Here is an 18213-nt window from a genome sequence, read left to right as displayed (position 1 = left end):
TACGCTCTCACTTACTCATCTTGCATCAGCCAGCCCTTAACAACTTGGGCTGACAATTCAGGTTCGTTCGCAACCAGTGCACGAACCGCTTTTAATACGTCTTCATCTTTATGTAAATCTGGCAACATTAGTGAGCCATCTGCCGCAAAGCCTACCTGACCTTCATCGAAGTCAGTAGACAGCATATTAATGGTTTCGTCACCAAGATCTAGGCCTTCGTCTGCATCAAAGTCATCAGCTTCTTTCGACTCGTCAGGGTTAATCAAGCGACGTAGCATGGGTCTTATCACAAAGATGATAAGCACAATAATAACTAAACCACCAATGACTAACTTAAGTATAGGCAAAAATGCCGGCTGTTCCCATATTGGCGCTTCTTCAATAACACCATCATCCATGCGGGTGAAAGGAACACTGACCACTTCTAACGAGTCGCCACGAGTCACATCAAATCCAACACCGCCTTGTAGTAAACGGCGGATGTTTAATAACGCTTCTTGATTGCGAGGCTCTGCCGACGTAGTACCATCTTCACCAGCAACTTGAAGATAGTCTACCGCCACCGATACGCTTAACCTGCGGATTACGCCGCTTTGTTTTTTGGTATGGCTAATGGTGGTGTCTAGTTCGTAGTTACGAGTAGATACTTTCGATGTACTTCCTGGCAAAGTAGCTTGTGCGCCTGCTTCTGGATTTTCAGGAATATTCGAGTCTAACGGCGGTTGGTTAGTTAGCGCGCCGGGAATACCCATGGCACCACCACCCACACTATTTTGTTCATTGATCATTTCGCTGCGAACAGCTGGCAAATCGGGGTTATAGCTACGCTGAGTTTGCTCTAGTGCAGTAAAGTCCATACTCACATCCGCTTGCGCGGTGTAGTTACCAATTCCCAAAACAGGAATAAGAATAGCGTCAATTTTTTCTAGGTATTCTTGTTCGCGCTGTCTTTCAATTTCATATTCTTTTCGTGCTCGAGCACTTAGCGAGTCTTGTGAACCCGAATTTAGTAATCGGCCATTGCTATCGGTCACCGTTACCGCAGATGGCTCCATGTTTTGTACCGCTGACGCCACAATATCGATAACTGAGTCAACTTCCTCTCCCGCAATCACTTTGCCGCGCTTAGCGGTAAGTACTACCGTAGCCGAGGCTTTTTTCTCTCGGCGAGCAAATACGTTCTCTTTTGGCATAGCCAACAAAACGCGTGCTTTTTGTATACTTGAGATATCTTCAATAGTGGCGGCTATTTGTTGTTCACGGGCATGTTTCAAGCGTTCCATCTCTACCCGCTGACTTACTCCGAATCCCATGTCCTGCATGATAATATCGGTACCAGCATCAGAAGAGCCGGTTAAGCCCTGACGTGTCATACCCAAGCGTATAGTTTGAAATTCGTCACTTCGAACGTATACCGTGTTTCCCTCTAAACGATATTCAATTTGATTGGCGTCCATATAATCCAAGGTTTCAATAAGCTCTTGGGTTTCCATTTTTGCTAACGGACGAAAATCAGGCTCTTGCGCCCAAATTAATATAAAGACTGCAATCGCGACACAAATAACAAGCACTACCACTAGCGCCATCTGGCGCATCATGTCAGCACTGCCTAAGGTATCCATGAATCCTGATTTATTCTCAGGCTCGTTATCGTTCCCCATGGAAGGGTCGTTAACGGTTAAATTTGTGCCTGTTGCTTCAGCCATGACTTACTCCAACTACACCGGCATGTTCATAATGGTTTTATACGCTTCAAGCACTTTATTTCGTACTTGAACTGTGGCCTCAAAGGCTATGCCTGCTTTCTCTTTTGTAAGCATAACTTCAGCGAGGCTCAATGACTGGTCACCCATTTCAAACCGCTGTTGTGCATCTTTAGATTCTAATTGCATGCCATTAACCCCATCTACCGCTTGTTTAAGCATGGTAGAAAAATCACTCGCTGAGGGGTTAATCTCATTTGAGGGTTGAAGTTCGTTTGAAGGCATACGAGTTTGCCCAATCATGCTCTGCATTTCTTGGTATAAACTATTGGCTTTAACGTCCATAACCACTCCTTAGAATATTGATGGGGAATTGTCGTTTAATGACAATGCGCTCTGATGACTAACACTTAACTATAAGACAACTACTTATAACTATAAGACTACTAGCAAGTGGCAAGCCAACTTTGAAATTCATACAAAATCCATTTTAAAGCAATGACTTACGCAATTTTTTAAGGAAGTAGCCAATTTTATGACAGAGAGGGGGAAATAGCGTCAAGAAAGTGAATAGGTGTAAAGTGGTGTAAATGCGCAATGTAAAATAGTTCGGAGCAGCGCAAAACGCTCCGCACGTTACCGTGACGCACAACCAAGTGCAAGGCAAGGCAAGGCAAGGCAAGGCAAGGCAAGATACACTACAGCAAAGTAGATATCCCGCTAAAAAATAAGGGCCTAAAATAAAGAATAAAAGCCCCCTCTTTGTTACCAAGCTAGTTTGATATGTTAAGCAGGTAATTCAATCCCATCTTCACGCATTCGGGCCAATTTATAACGTAAGGTTCGAGGGCTGATACCGAGTTTTTCTGCCACATCTTTACGCTTACCGTTACACAGGGTAAGTGTATCGAGGATGATTTGATGTTCTTGCTGGCGAAGCTCTGAGCCTAAACGACTATTATCTTCGGGCTCGTCCTGCTTTACTGCCATCTCGTCATGCACCGCCATATCAATCATTAAGTCACCAGACTCTATACTGCCGTCTTCACACAGTATGAGTGCCCTCTGAATAACATTTTCAAGCTCTCGCACGTTACCTGGCCAAGTGTATTGCGCCAATTTATTTCGTGCAGCGGCACTGAGGCGAACATTGCCTAAGCCTTGTACGCTAGTGTGACGATTAATCAGGTGTTCAGCTAGCGGTACAATATCACCTGGACGCTCAGCAAGTGGCCGCCATGTGATAGGAAAAACATTTAAGCGGTAATATAAATCTTCTCGGAAGTTTCCTAGCTCTACCGCTTTACGTAAATCGCGGTTACTGGTGGCAATCACCCGTACATCTAGTTTAATCGTTTTGCGCCCACCCAGTCGTTCTACTTCACGCTCTTGAATAACACGAAGTAGTTTCGCCTGAAGTGCTAAATCCATTTCGGTAATTTCATCTAATAGCAGTGTACCGCCTTGGGCTTGTTCAAATTTACCTGGGCACGCTTGAATCGCGCCGGTAAACGCGCCTTTTTCATAACCGAACAAGGTAGCTTCAAGCATATTTTCAGGAATAGCGGCGCAGTTAATTGCCACAAAAGGCGCATCGGCGCGAGTAGACTGATCGTGTATATAGCGAGAAAGTACTTCCTTACCAGAACCACTTGGACCCAGTACCATCACGGTCGCTTCTGACTTCGCCACTTTTCTTGATAATTCGAGTAGTTTTAAACTAGAAGGGTCAGCCACAATAGGCGTGCAAGATTCTACTTTTTGAGCAGGTGCATAGCGCCCAACAAGATTAAGTAGCACTTCAGGTGCGAATGGCTTAGACAGATAATCAGTTGCCCCATCTCGCATGGCCTGCACGGCATCATCGATGGTGGCATACGCTGTCATTAACAATACAGGCAGTTGAGGGTATTTCGCCTTAATACTTTTCAATAAAGTAAGGCCGCTCATTTCACCCATTTGGATGTCACTCACCACAAGGTCTATCTTTCGACCCGCTAAGACCATTAACGCAGCCTCGGCACAGTCGGCATCTACAACATCGTAATCGCCTAGTAATAGGGTGTCGTACAACGCTTCGCGTAATCCAGCATCGTCTTCCACGATAAGAATAGTTGTTTTAGACATTTCTAATTCTCCTAGCAATTAAGCGACATTTGAGTGAGGCTTATTGTGTTGCCCGATAGCCTGAGTGTTACAAGGCAATGCAAGCGTGAAGCAAGCACCTCCTTCATTAAGATTTACCATGCTAAGCGAACCGTTATGTGCTTTAGCTACCGATTTCACCACGGCTAACCCCAGCCCTGTGCCATGGGTTTTGGTGGTAAAGAACGGCTCGAATATTTTATTGATTAGGGTATTGGGTACACCTGGTCCCTTATCGTTAACGCAAAGTAGCACCCTATTTTCATGTACTACTGCATTAATCGAAACCGTGTAGCCCTTGGGCGTAACTTGACTCGCATTTTGAATAAGGTTCAGCACAGCACCTTGCAGCGCGGTGAGATTCCCAGTGATAAGTGCATCCGTTGAATCGAAGCCATTAAAAGCAATTTGCTGTGCTTGCTGCGCAGTGATGGTTTGCGCATTAGGCTCAATTGCTTCTCGCAAGCTGGCAAGCGATAAGGTATTCACAACTTGTTGTTCACCAGACTTGGCGAACAACAGCATGTCATTAACTTGGCTTTCTAACTCTTTAAGTCTGTCTGTCATCTTTCGAGCAAATTGCTCAGATGCATGCTGGGGTAAATCTTTTCGCGTTAAATTGGAGGCATAAAGCATCGCTGCGGATAAAGGCGTTCGAATCTGATGCGCAAGGGATGCCACCATTTTGCCTAATGAAGATAAACGCTGCATATGGCTGACACTGGCTTGAAGCCGACGTGTTTCCGTCAAATCTGTAATAACAATCAGCTGCCCTGGTTCGTCTTCAAGTGGCGTTATAGAAAGTTTAACGCGACGACCATCTACCAATGACACTTCATGACCATCGTCTGCACGAGGATTAAATGAGCGAGCAATGATGCTACGCCATATTTGTTCTTCTAGCGGCTCACCCAGCAATGCCTTAGCTAAGTCATTGGCTTGACGTACAACCCCTTTGCCGTCAATAACGATGACGCCTGCCGGCATGACTTGAAGCAAGTTTTCCAAACGACTGGCTTGGCGACGAAGTGAGCTCACTTCTGCTTCACTCACATACGACGGTGTTGTAGCCTCAAGCGCATGCTCGACACTAGGCACATCATAAGATGAAGTGAATTGTTCAGAAGACGAAGTACTGCTGTCGTGTGTGCTATCAAAAATCATATGGCTCTCGTCAATTTAAAGACGGTTTGTGTATATGATTTTACTTTGCAGAAGACATGCCAGTTTTTATACTATATTTATCATATGGTTACGATAAATTAAGGAAGAAGTTTAACGTCAGGTAATTGACGTTAAACTTCTTCCATACGCTGAATATCGTACTTACGCATTTTCTCAACAAGGGTGGTTCTGCGCATTCCGAGCTTATCCGCAGCGCGAGCAACGACCCATTCTTGCTGCTCTAAGGCTTGGCGAATGAGGGTAATTTCAAGTTCAGACAAGTATTCTTTTAGATTAACCCCTTCCTCAGGCAGCGAAGAAGAAAGAGGTAAACTGTTCTCTTCCTCAGGTTCATCAAAGTGATCTTGCGAAGCTGATTCTGCAAAAAGCGCATTAAACGCGTCTCGCTCTAGCAATTCTTCGGGGTAATCTGGTTCGTACGCTTGAATTTCACCGTACTGGTATTTCTCTGGAAGGTCGGCCACATCAACGATTTGACCGGGATAAAGTATACTCAGGCGCTCAACTAGATTCGATAGCTCACGAACATTACCCGCCCAATTATGCTCCATTAACGATTCTATTGCGCGTTCAGTGAACCTCACACTATCTACACCATCCCCTTGAATACGGCTGTTGAGTTCTTGCAGCAGTAACGGGATGTCGTCTTTTCGTTGACGTAATGCAGGGCTATCGATAGGGAACACGTTTAAGCGGTAGTAGAGATCTTCACGAAACTTATCTTCTTTGATCATAGTTTCTAGATGACGATGGGTAGCCGCAATAATACGAACATTGCATTGTTGAGGCTTGCTACCACCTACTCGCTCGTAAATACGCTCTTGCAGTACCCGAAGCAGTTTGACTTGCATCTGCAACGGCATGTCGCCAATTTCATCTAGAAATAATGTTCCACCCTCAGCTAATTCAAAGCGGCCTTTTCGAGCACTAATCGCACCGGTAAAGGCGCCTTTTTCGTGACCAAACAATTCACTTTCAAGAAGCTCGCCGGGTATAGCACCGCAGTTAACGGGAATAAAAGGGCCATCTTTACGTTCTGACAAGAAGTGTACATTACGTGCCACCACTTCTTTTCCCGTACCAGACTCCCCCAAAATTAGCACCGTTGCCTCTGTAGGAGCCACTTGCTCTACCAAACGACGCACAACCTGAATTTCATCGCTCTTGCCCACCAAACTTCTAAACAGGCGGGTTTTAGAGCCACCAGCGCGGGTTTTACCCGGCTTTCTGCGGCTATATTCTTGGCATCGGTGAATTGATTGCGTAAGTACTGGGTAAGTAAGCGGTAAGGTGATCACGCTGACTAAATTGCACGAAGCGGCCACTTCACCATTTGAATGTAAAATGGCGACGAATGGTATGTGTGGAAAACGAGCAACCAGTGAATTCACCACTGACGACGACGCGTACTCAATAAGTACGGCATCTGCACCCTTTTCTTTCAGGTAACTTTCACAGTCAGAAAGCCCTCGTGACTGACACGACTCTCCCAAAAAGGTGACTATGGTTTCTAAGCTATGAATTAGTTCCTGGCTATCACTAACCAGCAAAATATCCTTCATCAAATCCCCGAGAACGCTTTGTTATTATTTACAGTTTAGCGCATTTGTAAATTGTAACGACAAAAGATCGCAGCGCAACTGGTGTTTTCGGAAATGTAGCAATAAAAAAAGCAGGTTTCCCTGCTTCTTTCGAATAACTCACTCAAATTTAATGTTTAACTGAGCAGTGCCAAAACCTGCCCTTGCTGCTGATTCGCTTGGGCTTGAACCGTTAAAGCCGCTTGCCCTTGGACATTATTTGCCGCTTGTTGAGAGCTTGCTTGAGCGTAATCTAAATCTTGAATTCGACTACGTGCTTCTGCCGTGTTCACATTGGATTGGGTTAAATTTCGAGCAGTACTAGCCAAACTATTTTGCGTAGCACCTAAATCGCCACGTGCGCCACCTAAAATTTCAATCGCTTCGTCGGTAGCATTTAACGCATCATCAATACTGCTACCAGAAGTTAAATCGATAGAAAGTACGTCAGATAGTTGGCTACCAATATCTTGGGTTTTGACATCAACTGAGTTGCCACCATTCGCCCCAACTTGAAAACTCAACGCGCCATTGTCAGACAACAAAGGTTTACCGGCAAAATTGGTTTGCTCAATGGTAAAGCTGATATTCTCTTGAAGCTGTGATATTTCAGATTGCAGCGCTTGACGGTCGCCGTCGCTTAACACACCGTTACCAGACTGAATAGTAAGCTCGCGTATACGATTTACATCATCGTTAATGTTGCTTAAACCGCCTTCAGCGACTTGAGCTAACGAAATGCCATCATAAACGTTGTTCACAGCCTGACGATTGCCTTCAACCTCAGACGTTAAACGGTCAATAATCTGCTGGGCCGCTGCGCCGTCTGAAGCATTATTGACCTTTTTGCCAGACGCTAACTTTTCAAACAGATCAGTCTGTTTATCTTGAATTTGATTGAATAAGGATGATGTGCTGCTGTTATTTACCTGCATAATTGCCACCATTTTAAACTTTTCCATGATGTATTATAGCATGATACTGCTCAACATCTAACCAGTTAAGCGTATAAACCGACATACCTTGATATCACTTTCTATAAACCTGCCTTTTACCTAGGATTTATTGATAAAATATTTGCCAATGAATCACGAGAAGTGCAGGAAATAAAGGCGTTCGTAATGAAAAGTAGGACACCACCACGCCGCTATAATTATTATTCTGTTCACAGATAGTTGTATAGTTAATAATGAAGGATTTTTTGGCGGTTTTTATCAGTCGTCGAGCGTGTTCTGAAAAGACCTTCTAAGTCACACTATAAATATACGAAAGGTAAAATACTGATGGCACGCACTGCCCTATTTTTAGTTCAAACTCCGCTACATGTTATTAATGCGCTAGAAGCAATAACAGAGTTTAATATTGAACAAAGTACCTTTTTTATCGTGGCAAGCGATCACAACCCTAAATGGCGGTTAATGATAAAACAACTTTTGCCTCCCCATGCAAAAACTATATTTTGTACTCGTAATGATCACGATATTGAAGAAGGTACTAAGGCATATGCTCAACATTTAGATACCTTGAAAGCAGAGTCTTTAGACTTTGTCTTTTTTGCTGATGCACGCCTCTACATTTTTGTGGATATCGTCAACTCTCTTCAAAATCCCTCGACCATCCTCATGGATGATGGCACTGGAACATTATTAGCAATTCACAGTTTAACGAGGTATGGCCTCTATTATGACATGTCAGTTAGCCGCAACATTGAAAGGCAACGCACTATTGAAGCTGTTAAAATAAAATATGGTCTATGGAACTTAAAGCCCGTTAGATATGACCTCTTTACCGTGTTTGATTATGAAGCTTGTGATTATTTTAACGTCGTGAACAACCCGATGAAGCAACTGTGTTTTACCCATGATGACCAGAAATCTGATTCCGTTCTTTTTTTGGGTCAACCGTTTGTAAAAATAAATCACATGACCGCTAGCGATTACGAAATATGTTTAAATGAGATTTGTGACCAGTTCAAAGGTAAGCGAATGCTCTACCTGCCACACCCGAGAGAAGATCATACTTTGATCGAATCACTTGCAGCAACGGGAAAAATTACGATTATACACACTGAACTAACAGCCGAGAATTTCCTGATAAGTCAAACCCACGCGCCTAAAACAGTGTGTGGTTTTTTATCTACGTCGCTTTGGAATATTGTTAAATTTCAGAAAGGGATAGACGTTCATGCTTTCAAAATACCAGCACATAGATTTAACGAAAAACTGGCAAAAAATCGTTCGAGAAGCAGTCATGTAACAGATTTAGAATTTATTAATCTTATTTACGACTATTACGAAAAACGCTTGCCAGTACATTTATTGAAATAAAGCTGCAAAACAACAGAAATTATGCGCGTTTATAAAGCCTGGTCATCATAGATCCCCAATAAGCGTGTCGCTTTTGTGAATCTCGTTTGTGCACGGAAGATAACCAGTTTTCATTGTCCTGATCTGAACGGTAGACAGAGTCTCGATAGAGATCCACATGATCAGCAAGTACAAAATTTAGCTCAGCAAACAATTCATCAACCAATGCCGCTGAAAAATGTTGAAAATGGCTAGGATAATGATGTTGAACCCATTCATCCCGATACAAATTGGCGACCGTAGAGCTCGAATCTGGTGTTGCAGTGATAAAGAAATATCCCTCTTCTGACACTAAATCCGTAAGCTGTTTTAATAACGCCCTAAAGTCCACCAAGTGCTCTAACACTCCTCGCAGAACGACAAGGTTCATCGTCCCCTTTCCTACTTTATCAACACTCAAGTGATATCCTTTCTGTGTCAATGTCTCTACCGCGCCAATGGATAAGTCATCTCCAAAGGCCCGTACGTTTTTAATTCCACCGTGTTCAACCAAGGCATCTAGGAAGTAGCCACCAGAGGCACCATAGTCAAATACAGGCCCTTCTAATGGATCGGTAATTTGGCTTTTAATCCAATCCACTTCTTGTATGTAAGATACTGCGCGCGCCTTATTTTTTACTTCCGAAGCCTGATGATTTTTTTCATGGTAATGCGCGTAATGGTTACTAATTTCAGTTGGCGTTGGTACAGGTACCGTGCAAATATACAGGCAGTCATTACACCGATAATAATTACCCGTCCAAATTTTCAAATCACTACCCTGACAGAAGCGGCATATTTTCATAATTAATTACTCATCAGTCTATTGGTTAACGAGAACCAAAACGATTTATCTACGTGTGTGTTAAGCGATTTACCCGCCAACGACATACGCTGACGCAATTGAGGGTCATCGGCAATTTTCTCAATAGCATTTATCAGCGATGGAATAGTATTTTCTGTTGATGGCAGTGCACACCCATATGAATACAAAAAGCGATATGCCTCACTAAAGTTTGTTCGCCGACGAATCACGGTCGGCATTCCCATTAACGCTAATTCAACAGCACTAAGACCACCTTGACATATAACTGCGTTGCACGCCTTTAGGTCACTATAGGAGAAAGCTTGCGATTCTTTATCTTTCAGCTTACGGTGTAAAAACTCGTTAAGCGATAGCGATTTATTTTTCTGAGGTGGATAAACAAGTGGCTCATATCCTTGCTCAGCTAACGCATCAACGATAGAAGGCGCCACTCCATCTGCATCACCTCCCCCCATACAAACACCTATCAGTCGTGTATTACGGGCTTTGATAGGCTTCGAAGCACTTTCCATCCATTTCGACGAAGGGATGTTGCATAGCACAGCAGACAAATCCGTGAGAAAGTGAGCTGGTGCAGTCATCCCATTTAAGCTAGGTGCAACAACGTAATCGACATCTTCATTAACATCTGAAATATAAGACAGCGATATCTTCTTCGGCGCCCTTACGTAGCATTCAGTTTCTTTCTTTAGAGATAATCCATCGAGAAAAACGATATCGGCATCAACAATATTGCGCAGCGCGTACTCATCTTCGAGCAAGGGATCACCCCACGGCTCTCGATTAACGACTTTTAACGTTACAGCCATTTTAGGCGAAAGTATTTCTCTCAAAAGTTGAGCGCGAGCAACATGGCCCCACCCCACATTTTTTCCTATTTCGGCAACGATGAGTACGCTTGCAACAATGTTCATTTAATATCTGTTTTGTCTATAGGCTTACCTGCAGTGGCATCAGTAAGCAGAGTCTGACCAACAACCACATCTAATGACTCCAGAGGAAAGTCCCTTTCTGGACGCAAATAAGCTATATCCTCTTTGGTAATAACGTGACCTTTAGGCAGTGCGTGCCTGAAGTAAAGTCCTCTGCGCGCTCTTTTTGCGGTATAAAGTTCCGCTTCAGTTGGCTCTGAGCGTACACTTTGCATCGCACTTTGGGTATCTTTTACCATTTTACAAAACACAGCGAGCGCTTCCCCGTCTAGGGAGTGCTTTACATCAAGACCGCCATTTGCGGGTGATAATGAAAAATGCTTTTCTATCCATTCGACCCCTAAAGAAGCCGCTAAAACTGCGGCGGCGTAACCGTCAGAGTGGTCAGAGAAACCAATAGGAATACCGTATCGATTTTGTAACCAAGGAATAGTGCCCAACATGGCGTTAGACAAATCATGGGGGTATTCCGCCACACAGTGCATGAGAACGATATTGGAAGTATGACTCAATAACCGTTCGACCGATTGATCTATTTGCTCAATGGTTGACATACCGGTGGAGAGAATTACTGGAAAGCCACTGGATCCAGCAGCATCAAGAAGATCATTGTAATTGTTATCACCGCTCGCAATCTTTATGAATGGAGGTTCTGTTTCGATAAGCTCTTCAAGCGATAACAAATCGAAAGGGGTTGATGTAACACAGCGATATCCCCTTTTAGTGGATGCACGCTCTACAATACTTTTATATTGTTCATGAGGAATTCGAGAGTGGTGCCTTAACCAACGAACATCATCAATATCGTAGGTGCCATATTCGTAATCACCTGGGGCATATAGGGTTTCATCGCGTATTAGTTGAAATTTTACGTAATCAGCACCAGCATTTAACGCAACCTCTGTATTGGTCCACAGCAAAGGAACTGAACCAAAGTGATTCATGGCCGCTTCAGCAATTATTTTCATTTTACCGGCCTCAATTTAGTCAAGAAACGATTGATTCCTTCGACTTGAATATCATGAAGGGTATCCCAACAAGGGGGGATCGCGACAGATTCTGGCATATTCTCAACATGATTTTTTAAATCTTCGAAGATTGTTTCTCGGCGCTCAATAATATTTAAGTCGCACGCTTCCATTCCCAGTGTGTTAATCAGGCTTTCCGAACGTTCATCATAAGAAAGGTTTAGAGTAGGTCTTCTAAGCGACCAAAGCGGTAGACTTGTATGTACACGAAATGAGATAGCGGCTTCAACGCTATTTAAAATATTGAAGTATTCATACACGTCGCTTGTGTATAGGATATCTCGTCCAAACGACATAGCATATTCAATATCTCTTTGATCGTTGCACAGTACGCGCGCCGGTTTATTGGTTCGTGATTCAAGTAAATCAAGACACCGCTCTGACAGATGGTGCATCTTCATTTTTTGAGATAGGGGAATATTCATCTGATCGGGATTACGTACCGCAAGCAACGGGAAACGCGCTTCTTGCTGACCATCTTTTGAAAATTCTCTGTTAGCTAAATCAGAAATGTAGACTGAAGGACACCCACCGACAAGATGATCGGGATGGCGCATGAGCGATTCGATATGATTATACGTTGCTGCATCTCTTGAGAGAACGACATCAGCATGCTCCAACAGCGTCACCAAGTCGCCGTCATTGATTGCATCTGTTCGCCTTACATACGATAAATCTGAACCGTAAATATTTCCGTAAGACGTTGAGTAAACCATCATAGGCTTTCTCAGCGCTCTTAATGCCCCTTTATCAAATTCTATTTCGCCATTTTCAAAGAGGTTGCCGCCACCGATAATGACGCCTGATGCCGTTTGATTTATATCGTATATTGTTTTTTTGGTTAGGCCTGACTTTGCACCAAACCCCGCAGCAGGTATGGTAATGAAATTCACCGCGCCGTTACATTGTCGCTCCACCATTCGTCGAACCGCCTGCTGAATCAGGAAGTTACCTATATTAAAGCCATGTCCAAATGGACAAATGTGGTAAATATTATATCTCATAATTTAATTCGTTCTTTGTATGCCATAGTAATTCGCTCAATACTTCCAACCTCAGTACTATCAAATACTGGATGTAGCCAGAGCGAACCAAAAAAGTCGGCGTCTTCTTCATAGTCAATGGTTAAGCGTACGGTTGAGTCAAAATCTGGAATGCTTAAATCATTGGCCTCGATGTTACAAATATTGTCGTTATTTAGCCTCTTACAAATTGGCGTAATATGTTCTCTTTCTTCTTCTGTATGGCTGCTGTTAACTATTTCACGTAGCCATCGTGAACAATACATTTCTAAAGAGATCCCATAAGGGAATGTCCTCTTATTCAAGTTAGTGATCAATTGCGTGGCGTCATCCATATCGCTCAATTTTGAAACGATGTGCTTAATGAGAGGGAATAAAATGAGCGGACTATCAGCATTAAGCCGCCATAGCCACGCATCCACATTTGCACTCGCTAACTCACACAACCTAAGCATGGGCGACAAGGCGCCTCTATAAACTTGCACACCCTTGCCTTCTCCATATCGTGCAATACTATCATCCACAGAGCGAGTTGATGTGGCTATTACTGGCTCTGCTATTGCACTCTCTTCATAGGCCAGAGCGCGAACTTGCGTAATAATACAATCAATGACGGAATGACTGCCTAAAATTGGCGATAATACCTTTCCAGGAAGCCGGCTAGAGTCGGCTCTAGCAAATACGACTGGCAGTATTCTCATATTTTTGACGCCTTATTTTTCATAATCGACTTCAGCAAAAGTTATGCCAGCAACTTTAGGGCTTCGTAAAGTTCGTTTCTAAATGAAAGTGACTTTTGGAATACATCCCCCCTAAAACGCGTTCAATTGTTTTATTATATCGACAGCTTTTTAAAATTCTTTTGCTTTAAATGCGAGGACGAATTTTGGGCTTCGGATGAGGTGGCAGGTAAGGTAAACAGAATTTTATTTTGACACAAGCGACATATCTATTTTTTTGTCCGACTCCACTCTTAATCCTGCGTCTTTAAACTCACTAAATTCAACAACCTGTGTATTTGCATAATCCGTAAACGTGATATTTTTCTTCGGTACATTCCAGTCTGAACCATACAAAAAGGCTAAATATTCACTGGATTGCACTGGCGTTTGAACTTGGCAAGTGTTCCAGTTGACCAATGCCGTACCGTTAAAATGCTTTTCTGGCGCAAACCACATCCCCAAGCTAGGAAGGTGGATAGATTTACCATCTTTGACTTCTCGCGCACTAAACGTTGTTTTGAACTGAGCTAGATTATTAAGGGGGTCGTCAAACTCCAATACAATACCAATACCTCTATTCTTTTTATCTAGGGTTTTTGAGACTTTCCAGGTTAAGTTACTTACGTTATTTTCGACAAATGCCTCGATAACATTCAGTACACTCTGGAAATAATGTGTGGGCATTGAAAAGTCGATATCGTCATCCCACTCGATAATATCTTTGTCTCGAATGATACCCAGCAATGTTCCAAAATCGAGCACAAGAGGAACACTCTCATTTATGGCTATTGAAGATAGCTCGCTAATAATGTTGCGACCCAATTGTCGGCTTGCGGCATTATAAAATGGTGGAGTTTGTTTTTTTAAGTGACTTTTAGGTGGCACAACGATTTTTTGATGCGGGACATTGAGTTCATTGAGTAACTGCGCTTCAACTTCTACTGCCCACTGGGTGGTTATTACTATTTCATCGAATACTAAGTGTCCAATAGCGGCAGGGCTAATAACTGGCACGCCTTCGATAAGTAACCCTTCTTTCTGTTTATCGTTATCAACAATACCAATAAACTCTCGGGACGTTTCATTATTAGAGATATACGTTTTTGAGCTTTCGCCTGCCCCAAATAATAGCGTTTTTGTTTTCATGGCCGAAAATGCCTATTTTTCTCGTAGTTAAGACAAACTCTCTTTAATGATGGCTTTAACTAAATCTGGCGTTACTGCCGTTGTAAAATTACCCGCCCGGGAAGGATCGAGTTCGCGGTCAACAGCTTTAAGCATTTGCGGTAATTCTGCAAACTTCTTCATTTCGTCGTTGAGGCGTAATGCATCCAAGAGATTAATTATCCTATCGACCATGTCTTGGGATAACTTTAATCTGTTTGCCCCTACAACCTTTAACATTGCCGCCAAAGTAAAACTACAGGCTAAACCGTGGGGTACCTTAAATTCAATGGTCAAAGGATATGAGATTGCGTGGGCAAGTGCAGTTTTAGTTTCTGAAATCGCAAGACCTGATAAAAATGCCGCGAATTGCAGAGCCGCTCGGCCTTCAATGTTCTTAGGTTTTTTAAGCACGGGCCGCAAATGCTCACAAATTAGTGCTATGGCTTGCACTGCATAGCGCTCAGAAGTGTTCGACCGCCTTACATTCCATAATGATTCGATAGCATGGGACAAAGCATCTAATGCTGTCACCATGGTTTCATAAGGCGGTAATCCTACCGTTAAATTCGGATCTAAAACAACCTTATCGCTTTCAGCATGGTCAATAGAATATTTCTTTTTATCACCCGTATCCCATACTGTAGCAAATGGGGTGATTTCAGCCCCTGTTCCCGAGGTGGTGGGGATGGCGATTAACGCCACAGAATTTGACACTGCTTTTCGTGCAGCCATAAGTTGGTGTAGGCCGCCGCTTTGTGTTTGCAACATAACCCGAAGTACTTTAGAGGTGTCTAACACGCTACCACCGCCTAGCGCGATAATATGAGTGACTTTACTTGTTTTAAATCGCGCATAAAGTCCATCGATATAGGTTAACTCTGGATTAGGGGTTACATCATCAATCACGTGAAAACGTTCACATTTCAGTTTGGCTTTGAATGCATCCACAACACCACGCTTAACAAACCCCTGACTTGTAACAAGTAGAACCTCATGGTTGGCTTCTATCAGTTTACTCACACTAGATAAGTAATCATCTGATTGAATTAACCGCTCGTTTAAGGCTTTAGTTAGCATGGGCGGCATGAAACTCATATCATTCGCCATGACTGTGCTGCATAAATGCTAATTTATTCTCGATGGGGGTAGACGTAGGACGTCCCAAATCACTTCTTGCACCTTGTTTAATTTTAACTTCAAACAAAATTGGACCTTTACATTGAGGCATTGCAGCAATAATCTTTGACCACGCTTCAGTAAGTGAGTCACTATCATCACAACAATAATACGCGTCGTATTTGCATCCTAATGCAATGCTTTCTATGTCAATACCTCCAGCTACAGTAGGCTGCCCACCCACCGAGTCATGGCATTGATTATTGAGTACCACATGGATCAAGTTGTCAAGGTTACTTGCTCCAGCAATAGCTAGTGCCCCCATGTGCATTAGCATCGAACCGTCACCATCAAGCGCTATCACTTGACGGTTTGGTTTTACACGGGCTACTCCCATCGCAATGGATAAGGTATGTCCCATTCCACCAACGGTAAGGAAATCTGTATTATCTTGGTTATTTGTTTGTCTAATTTCAAACAATTCCCTTGATGTTTTCCCAGTGGTTGAGATGATTAACTCTGCACCAGACATGTTTCCCAGCAAAAGAGACAGGGCTTCCTCTCTGCTCATCTCACATCGGTTTTCAACTGACTTACTGCTAGCCGAGTCCGTAGCTGAAAAGGTGTCTTTTCTAACCAAAATGGCTACAGGACATGTATTGGTTTTCATGGTTTCTAGTAATGGTGGCAAAGCATCTTCTAGAATCGAACCCGAATCTATCGTGATATAAGGGACTCCTAGCACATCCAACTGCTGCTGCGTTATTTGACCTTGTTTTACATGCTGTGGTTCGTCTTTAACATTAGGCTCACCTCGCCATCCAATCACCATCAACATTGGAATCCCGTAAACCTCTGGATCAGCAAGTGACGTGAGTGGATTTATCGTGTTTCCCAATCCAGAGTTCTGCATATATACGACAGCGGGTTGCCCTGCCCCTAAGTAATGACCTGTCGCCATTCCAATAGCATTGCCCTCATTAGCGGTAATCACATGCGCGTTAGATTCAAACGTAGAATCGATATAAGCACACAAATTTTTCAGTAGCGAGTCTGGTACACCGTAATAGTTGCTCAAGCCATGTTGGGCGAGTAAGTGACAAAACAATTCAGGGGATACCATAGTGCTACTTACCGCCCGGTATCAATTCTAGAATTTGTTTAATAGGCATCATTTGGGCATCAACTTCTGAACTTCGCCCATGGCGTAAAATAGACTCTGCAGTGTTGCACATTGCTGGGTATGCGCTTCGCAGTAATTGATTAGCATAAATAACTACATTCACACCCCGCGCTTGAAGCTCATGTTCAAAGACGGTGTTATAACTAGAAGGCACCACTACCAACGTTTTTTTGTTTTCGAATTTTGCATAACGGTCACAAAATTCAAATATTTCATCTGGTGATTTTTCTCGGCTATGGATCATAATGCCATCAGCCCCAGCCTCTAAAAATGCTTTAGCTCGCTCGAGAGCATCATCAATACCTTTGCCTAATATTAAGCTTTCAATACGGGCAATAATCATAAAGTCATTGGTAGCTTGAGCACTTTTACCCGCTGATATTTTTTGGCTAAAAGCTTCAATTGTATCTTGAGTTTGCGCTACATCAGTGCCGAATAAAGAGTTCTTTTTAAGTCCGGTTTTATCTTCAATAATAACCGCAGACACACCCAGCCTTTCTAAGGTCTTCACCGTGAAAGTGAAATGCTCTGTTTTTCCGCCCGTATCGGCGTCATAAATAATCGGTTTTGTAGTAACTTCTAGCACTTCATTTAAGGTGCTCATACGAGAAGATACATCTACGGCTTCAATATCGGGTTTTCCCTTTGCTGTTGAATCTGTAAGGCTACTTCCCCACATCCCATCAAACTCTTTAACCCCAGTATCCGTTTCTATCTTTGTATTCTCGATTATCAACCCTGACAAGGCGTTGTGAATATCCAAAAAGCGAACCAGAGGCTTAGCAGCCATTAATCGTTTTAAGGATTTCAATCGAATGGCAGGCGTGGTCCCCACTTCTTTCATCGCTTGGTGTAATTGTGAAGAAGAAATACCTTGGGTATAAGGCACTTCTATGAGCTTCCCTCCCCATTGGGCCAAGCAATCGATAACCCGCTGTCGAGTTTTCTGCTGAACACCCGTTTTCCAATCATCACCATGCACGACATAATCAGGTTTCAATGTCTCTAGATTAGGAACATAGTCTAATGTAGTTTGAGGTATTACAGCATCCACACCTTTTATATTTTCAATTACAACTTTCCGTTGCTCAAACTCCATAAAAGGCACTCGCTTATAACTCGCGATTGCAGCGTCGGTTAAAAGCCCGACGGTGACGTCGCCTAATTTGGCGGCGCTCTTGAGAACATTAAGATGGCCAGGATGAACCAAATCGGCACTCATTCCTACATAAACACTCTTTGTCATAATAATTTTTCCA

At 43.1% G+C, this 18213-nt stretch carries 16 protein-coding genes; 1 reads left to right on the top strand and 15 read right to left on the bottom strand.

The genetic code is table 11. From position 1 onward, the window contains the following. Positions 1 to 11: 11 nt before the first annotated feature. The 6 genes from fliF to KYS23_RS02215 form a co-directional block, all read right to left on the bottom strand. The gene (fliF, locus tag KYS23_RS02240; RefSeq protein ID WP_159529369.1) at positions 12 to 1706 is read right to left on the bottom strand and encodes a flagellar basal-body MS-ring/collar protein FliF; all 1695 of its coding nucleotides are present in this window, start codon (positions 1704 to 1706) and stop codon (positions 12 to 14) included. A 12-nt stretch (positions 1707 to 1718) separates the two neighbouring features. Then, complete coding sequence (fliE, locus tag KYS23_RS02235) at positions 1719 to 2048, bottom strand: flagellar hook-basal body complex protein FliE (RefSeq protein ID WP_159529367.1); 330 nt, start codon at positions 2046 to 2048, stop codon at positions 1719 to 1721. A 441-nt stretch (positions 2049 to 2489) separates the two neighbouring features. After that, complete coding sequence (locus KYS23_RS02230; RefSeq protein WP_013785108.1) at positions 2490 to 3830, bottom strand: sigma-54-dependent transcriptional regulator; 1341 nt, start codon at positions 3828 to 3830, stop codon at positions 2490 to 2492. A gap of 18 nt (positions 3831 to 3848) precedes the next feature. Further along, positions 3849 to 5012, bottom strand: coding sequence for a sensor histidine kinase (locus KYS23_RS02225; RefSeq protein WP_159529365.1), 1164 nt, complete (start codon positions 5010 to 5012; stop codon positions 3849 to 3851). Between the two features lie 131 nt (positions 5013 to 5143). Further along, positions 5144 to 6595 carry a sigma-54 dependent transcriptional regulator gene (locus KYS23_RS02220; RefSeq protein WP_159529363.1) on the bottom strand — a complete coding sequence of 484 codons (1452 nt, stop codon included), beginning with the start codon at positions 6593 to 6595 and terminating at the stop codon, positions 5144 to 5146. Positions 6596 to 6750: 155 nt separating this feature from the next. Further along, the gene (locus KYS23_RS02215) at positions 6751 to 7548 is read right to left on the bottom strand and encodes a flagellin (RefSeq protein WP_218395592.1); all 798 of its coding nucleotides are present in this window, start codon (positions 7546 to 7548) and stop codon (positions 6751 to 6753) included. A 348-nt stretch (positions 7549 to 7896) separates the two neighbouring features. Here KYS23_RS02215 and KYS23_RS02210 point away from each other — a divergent pair, with 348 nt between their 5' ends. Beyond that, positions 7897 to 8940 (top strand): glycosyltransferase family 52, encoded by a 1044-nt coding sequence (locus KYS23_RS02210; RefSeq protein ID WP_159529361.1) that lies wholly within the window; start codon positions 7897 to 7899, stop codon positions 8938 to 8940. A 19-nt stretch (positions 8941 to 8959) separates the two neighbouring features. On the opposite strand, the gene KYS23_RS02205 is transcribed toward KYS23_RS02210, so the two are convergent. The 9 genes from KYS23_RS02205 to aepX all read right to left on the bottom strand — a co-directional run bounded on the left by KYS23_RS02205 (position 8960) and on the right by aepX (position 18200). After that, positions 8960 to 9730 carry a class I SAM-dependent methyltransferase gene (locus tag KYS23_RS02205; RefSeq protein ID WP_159529359.1) on the bottom strand — a complete coding sequence of 257 codons (771 nt, stop codon included), beginning with the start codon at positions 9728 to 9730 and terminating at the stop codon, positions 8960 to 8962. 35 nt (positions 9731 to 9765) lie between these two features. Next, a complete protein-coding gene (locus KYS23_RS02200; RefSeq protein ID WP_159529357.1) occupies positions 9766 to 10698 on the bottom strand; it encodes a glycosyltransferase family protein in 933 nt (310 codons plus the stop codon). Continuing rightward, the gene (locus tag KYS23_RS02195) at positions 10695 to 11684 is read right to left on the bottom strand and encodes an N-acetylneuraminate synthase family protein (RefSeq protein ID WP_159529355.1); all 990 of its coding nucleotides are present in this window, start codon (positions 11682 to 11684) and stop codon (positions 10695 to 10697) included. Before KYS23_RS02195 ends, KYS23_RS02200 begins: the two co-directional genes overlap by 4 nt. Further along, positions 11681 to 12748 carry a polysaccharide pyruvyl transferase family protein gene (locus KYS23_RS02190; RefSeq protein WP_159529353.1) on the bottom strand — a complete coding sequence of 356 codons (1068 nt, stop codon included), beginning with the start codon at positions 12746 to 12748 and terminating at the stop codon, positions 11681 to 11683. The genes KYS23_RS02195 and KYS23_RS02190 overlap by 4 nt, the downstream gene beginning before the upstream one ends. Continuing rightward, positions 12745 to 13467: a cytidylyltransferase domain-containing protein gene (locus KYS23_RS02185; protein ID WP_218417986.1), complete on the bottom strand. Its 723-nt coding sequence runs from the start codon at positions 13465 to 13467 to the stop codon at positions 12745 to 12747. Before KYS23_RS02185 ends, KYS23_RS02190 begins: the two co-directional genes overlap by 4 nt. Positions 13468 to 13692: 225 nt before the next feature. Continuing rightward, positions 13693 to 14634 (bottom strand): nucleoside-diphosphate sugar epimerase/dehydratase, encoded by a 942-nt coding sequence (locus KYS23_RS02180; RefSeq protein ID WP_218395516.1) that lies wholly within the window; start codon positions 14632 to 14634, stop codon positions 13693 to 13695. A 27-nt stretch (positions 14635 to 14661) separates the two neighbouring features. After that, positions 14662 to 15762, bottom strand: a complete 1101-nt coding sequence (locus KYS23_RS02175) for a phosphonoacetaldehyde reductase (protein ID WP_218417985.1) — start codon at positions 15760 to 15762, stop codon at positions 14662 to 14664. Further along, entirely contained in the window at positions 15752 to 16894 is a 1143-nt protein-coding gene (aepY, locus tag KYS23_RS02170; protein ID WP_218417984.1) for a phosphonopyruvate decarboxylase, read from the bottom strand. Before aepY ends, KYS23_RS02175 begins: the two co-directional genes overlap by 11 nt. Before the next feature lie 4 nt (positions 16895 to 16898). Then, complete coding sequence (gene aepX / locus KYS23_RS02165; protein WP_159529343.1) at positions 16899 to 18200, bottom strand: phosphoenolpyruvate mutase; 1302 nt, start codon at positions 18198 to 18200, stop codon at positions 16899 to 16901. Between the last annotated feature and the right edge of the window lie 13 nt (positions 18201 to 18213).

Source organism: Alteromonas lipotrueae (genome assembly GCF_019249255.1).
GTDB classification, from domain to species: domain Bacteria; phylum Pseudomonadota; class Gammaproteobacteria; order Enterobacterales; family Alteromonadaceae; genus Alteromonas; species Alteromonas lipotrueae.
This window is presented reverse-complemented; position numbering and strand designations above follow the sequence as displayed.

Bases quoted from the DNA above. Each gene is read 5' to 3' on its own strand.
- KYS23_RS02185 (WP_218417986.1), bottom strand. From the start codon at position 13,467: ATGAGAATACTGCCAGTCGTATTTGCTAGAGCCGACTCTAGCCGGCTT.
- KYS23_RS02215 (WP_218395592.1), bottom strand. From the start codon at position 7,548: ATGCAGGTAAATAACAGCAGCACATCATCCTTATTCAATCAAATTCAA.
- KYS23_RS02230 (WP_013785108.1), bottom strand. From the start codon at position 3,830: ATGTCTAAAACAACTATTCTTATCGTGGAAGACGATGCTGGATTACGC.
- KYS23_RS02175 (WP_218417985.1), bottom strand. From the start codon at position 15,762: ATGGCGAATGATATGAGTTTCATGCCGCCCATGCTAACTAAAGCCTTA.
- KYS23_RS02200 (WP_159529357.1), bottom strand. From the start codon at position 10,698: ATGAACATTGTTGCAAGCGTACTCATCGTTGCCGAAATAGGAAAAAAT.
- fliE (WP_159529367.1), bottom strand. From the start codon at position 2,048: ATGGACGTTAAAGCCAATAGTTTATACCAAGAAATGCAGAGCATGATT.
- fliF (WP_159529369.1), bottom strand. From the start codon at position 1,706: ATGGCTGAAGCAACAGGCACAAATTTAACCGTTAACGACCCTTCCATG.
- KYS23_RS02210 (WP_159529361.1), top strand. From the start codon at position 7,897: ATGGCACGCACTGCCCTATTTTTAGTTCAAACTCCGCTACATGTTATT.
- KYS23_RS02195 (WP_159529355.1), bottom strand. From the start codon at position 11,684: ATGAAAATAATTGCTGAAGCGGCCATGAATCACTTTGGTTCAGTTCCT.
- KYS23_RS02180 (WP_218395516.1), bottom strand. From the start codon at position 14,634: ATGAAAACAAAAACGCTATTATTTGGGGCAGGCGAAAGCTCAAAAACG.
- KYS23_RS02225 (WP_159529365.1), bottom strand. From the start codon at position 5,012: ATGATTTTTGATAGCACACACGACAGCAGTACTTCGTCTTCTGAACAA.
- aepY (WP_218417984.1), bottom strand. From the start codon at position 16,894: ATGGTATCCCCTGAATTGTTTTGTCACTTACTCGCCCAACATGGCTTG.
- KYS23_RS02220 (WP_159529363.1), bottom strand. From the start codon at position 6,595: ATGAAGGATATTTTGCTGGTTAGTGATAGCCAGGAACTAATTCATAGC.
- KYS23_RS02190 (WP_159529353.1), bottom strand. From the start codon at position 12,748: ATGAGATATAATATTTACCACATTTGTCCATTTGGACATGGCTTTAAT.
- aepX (WP_159529343.1), bottom strand. From the start codon at position 18,200: ATGACAAAGAGTGTTTATGTAGGAATGAGTGCCGATTTGGTTCATCCT.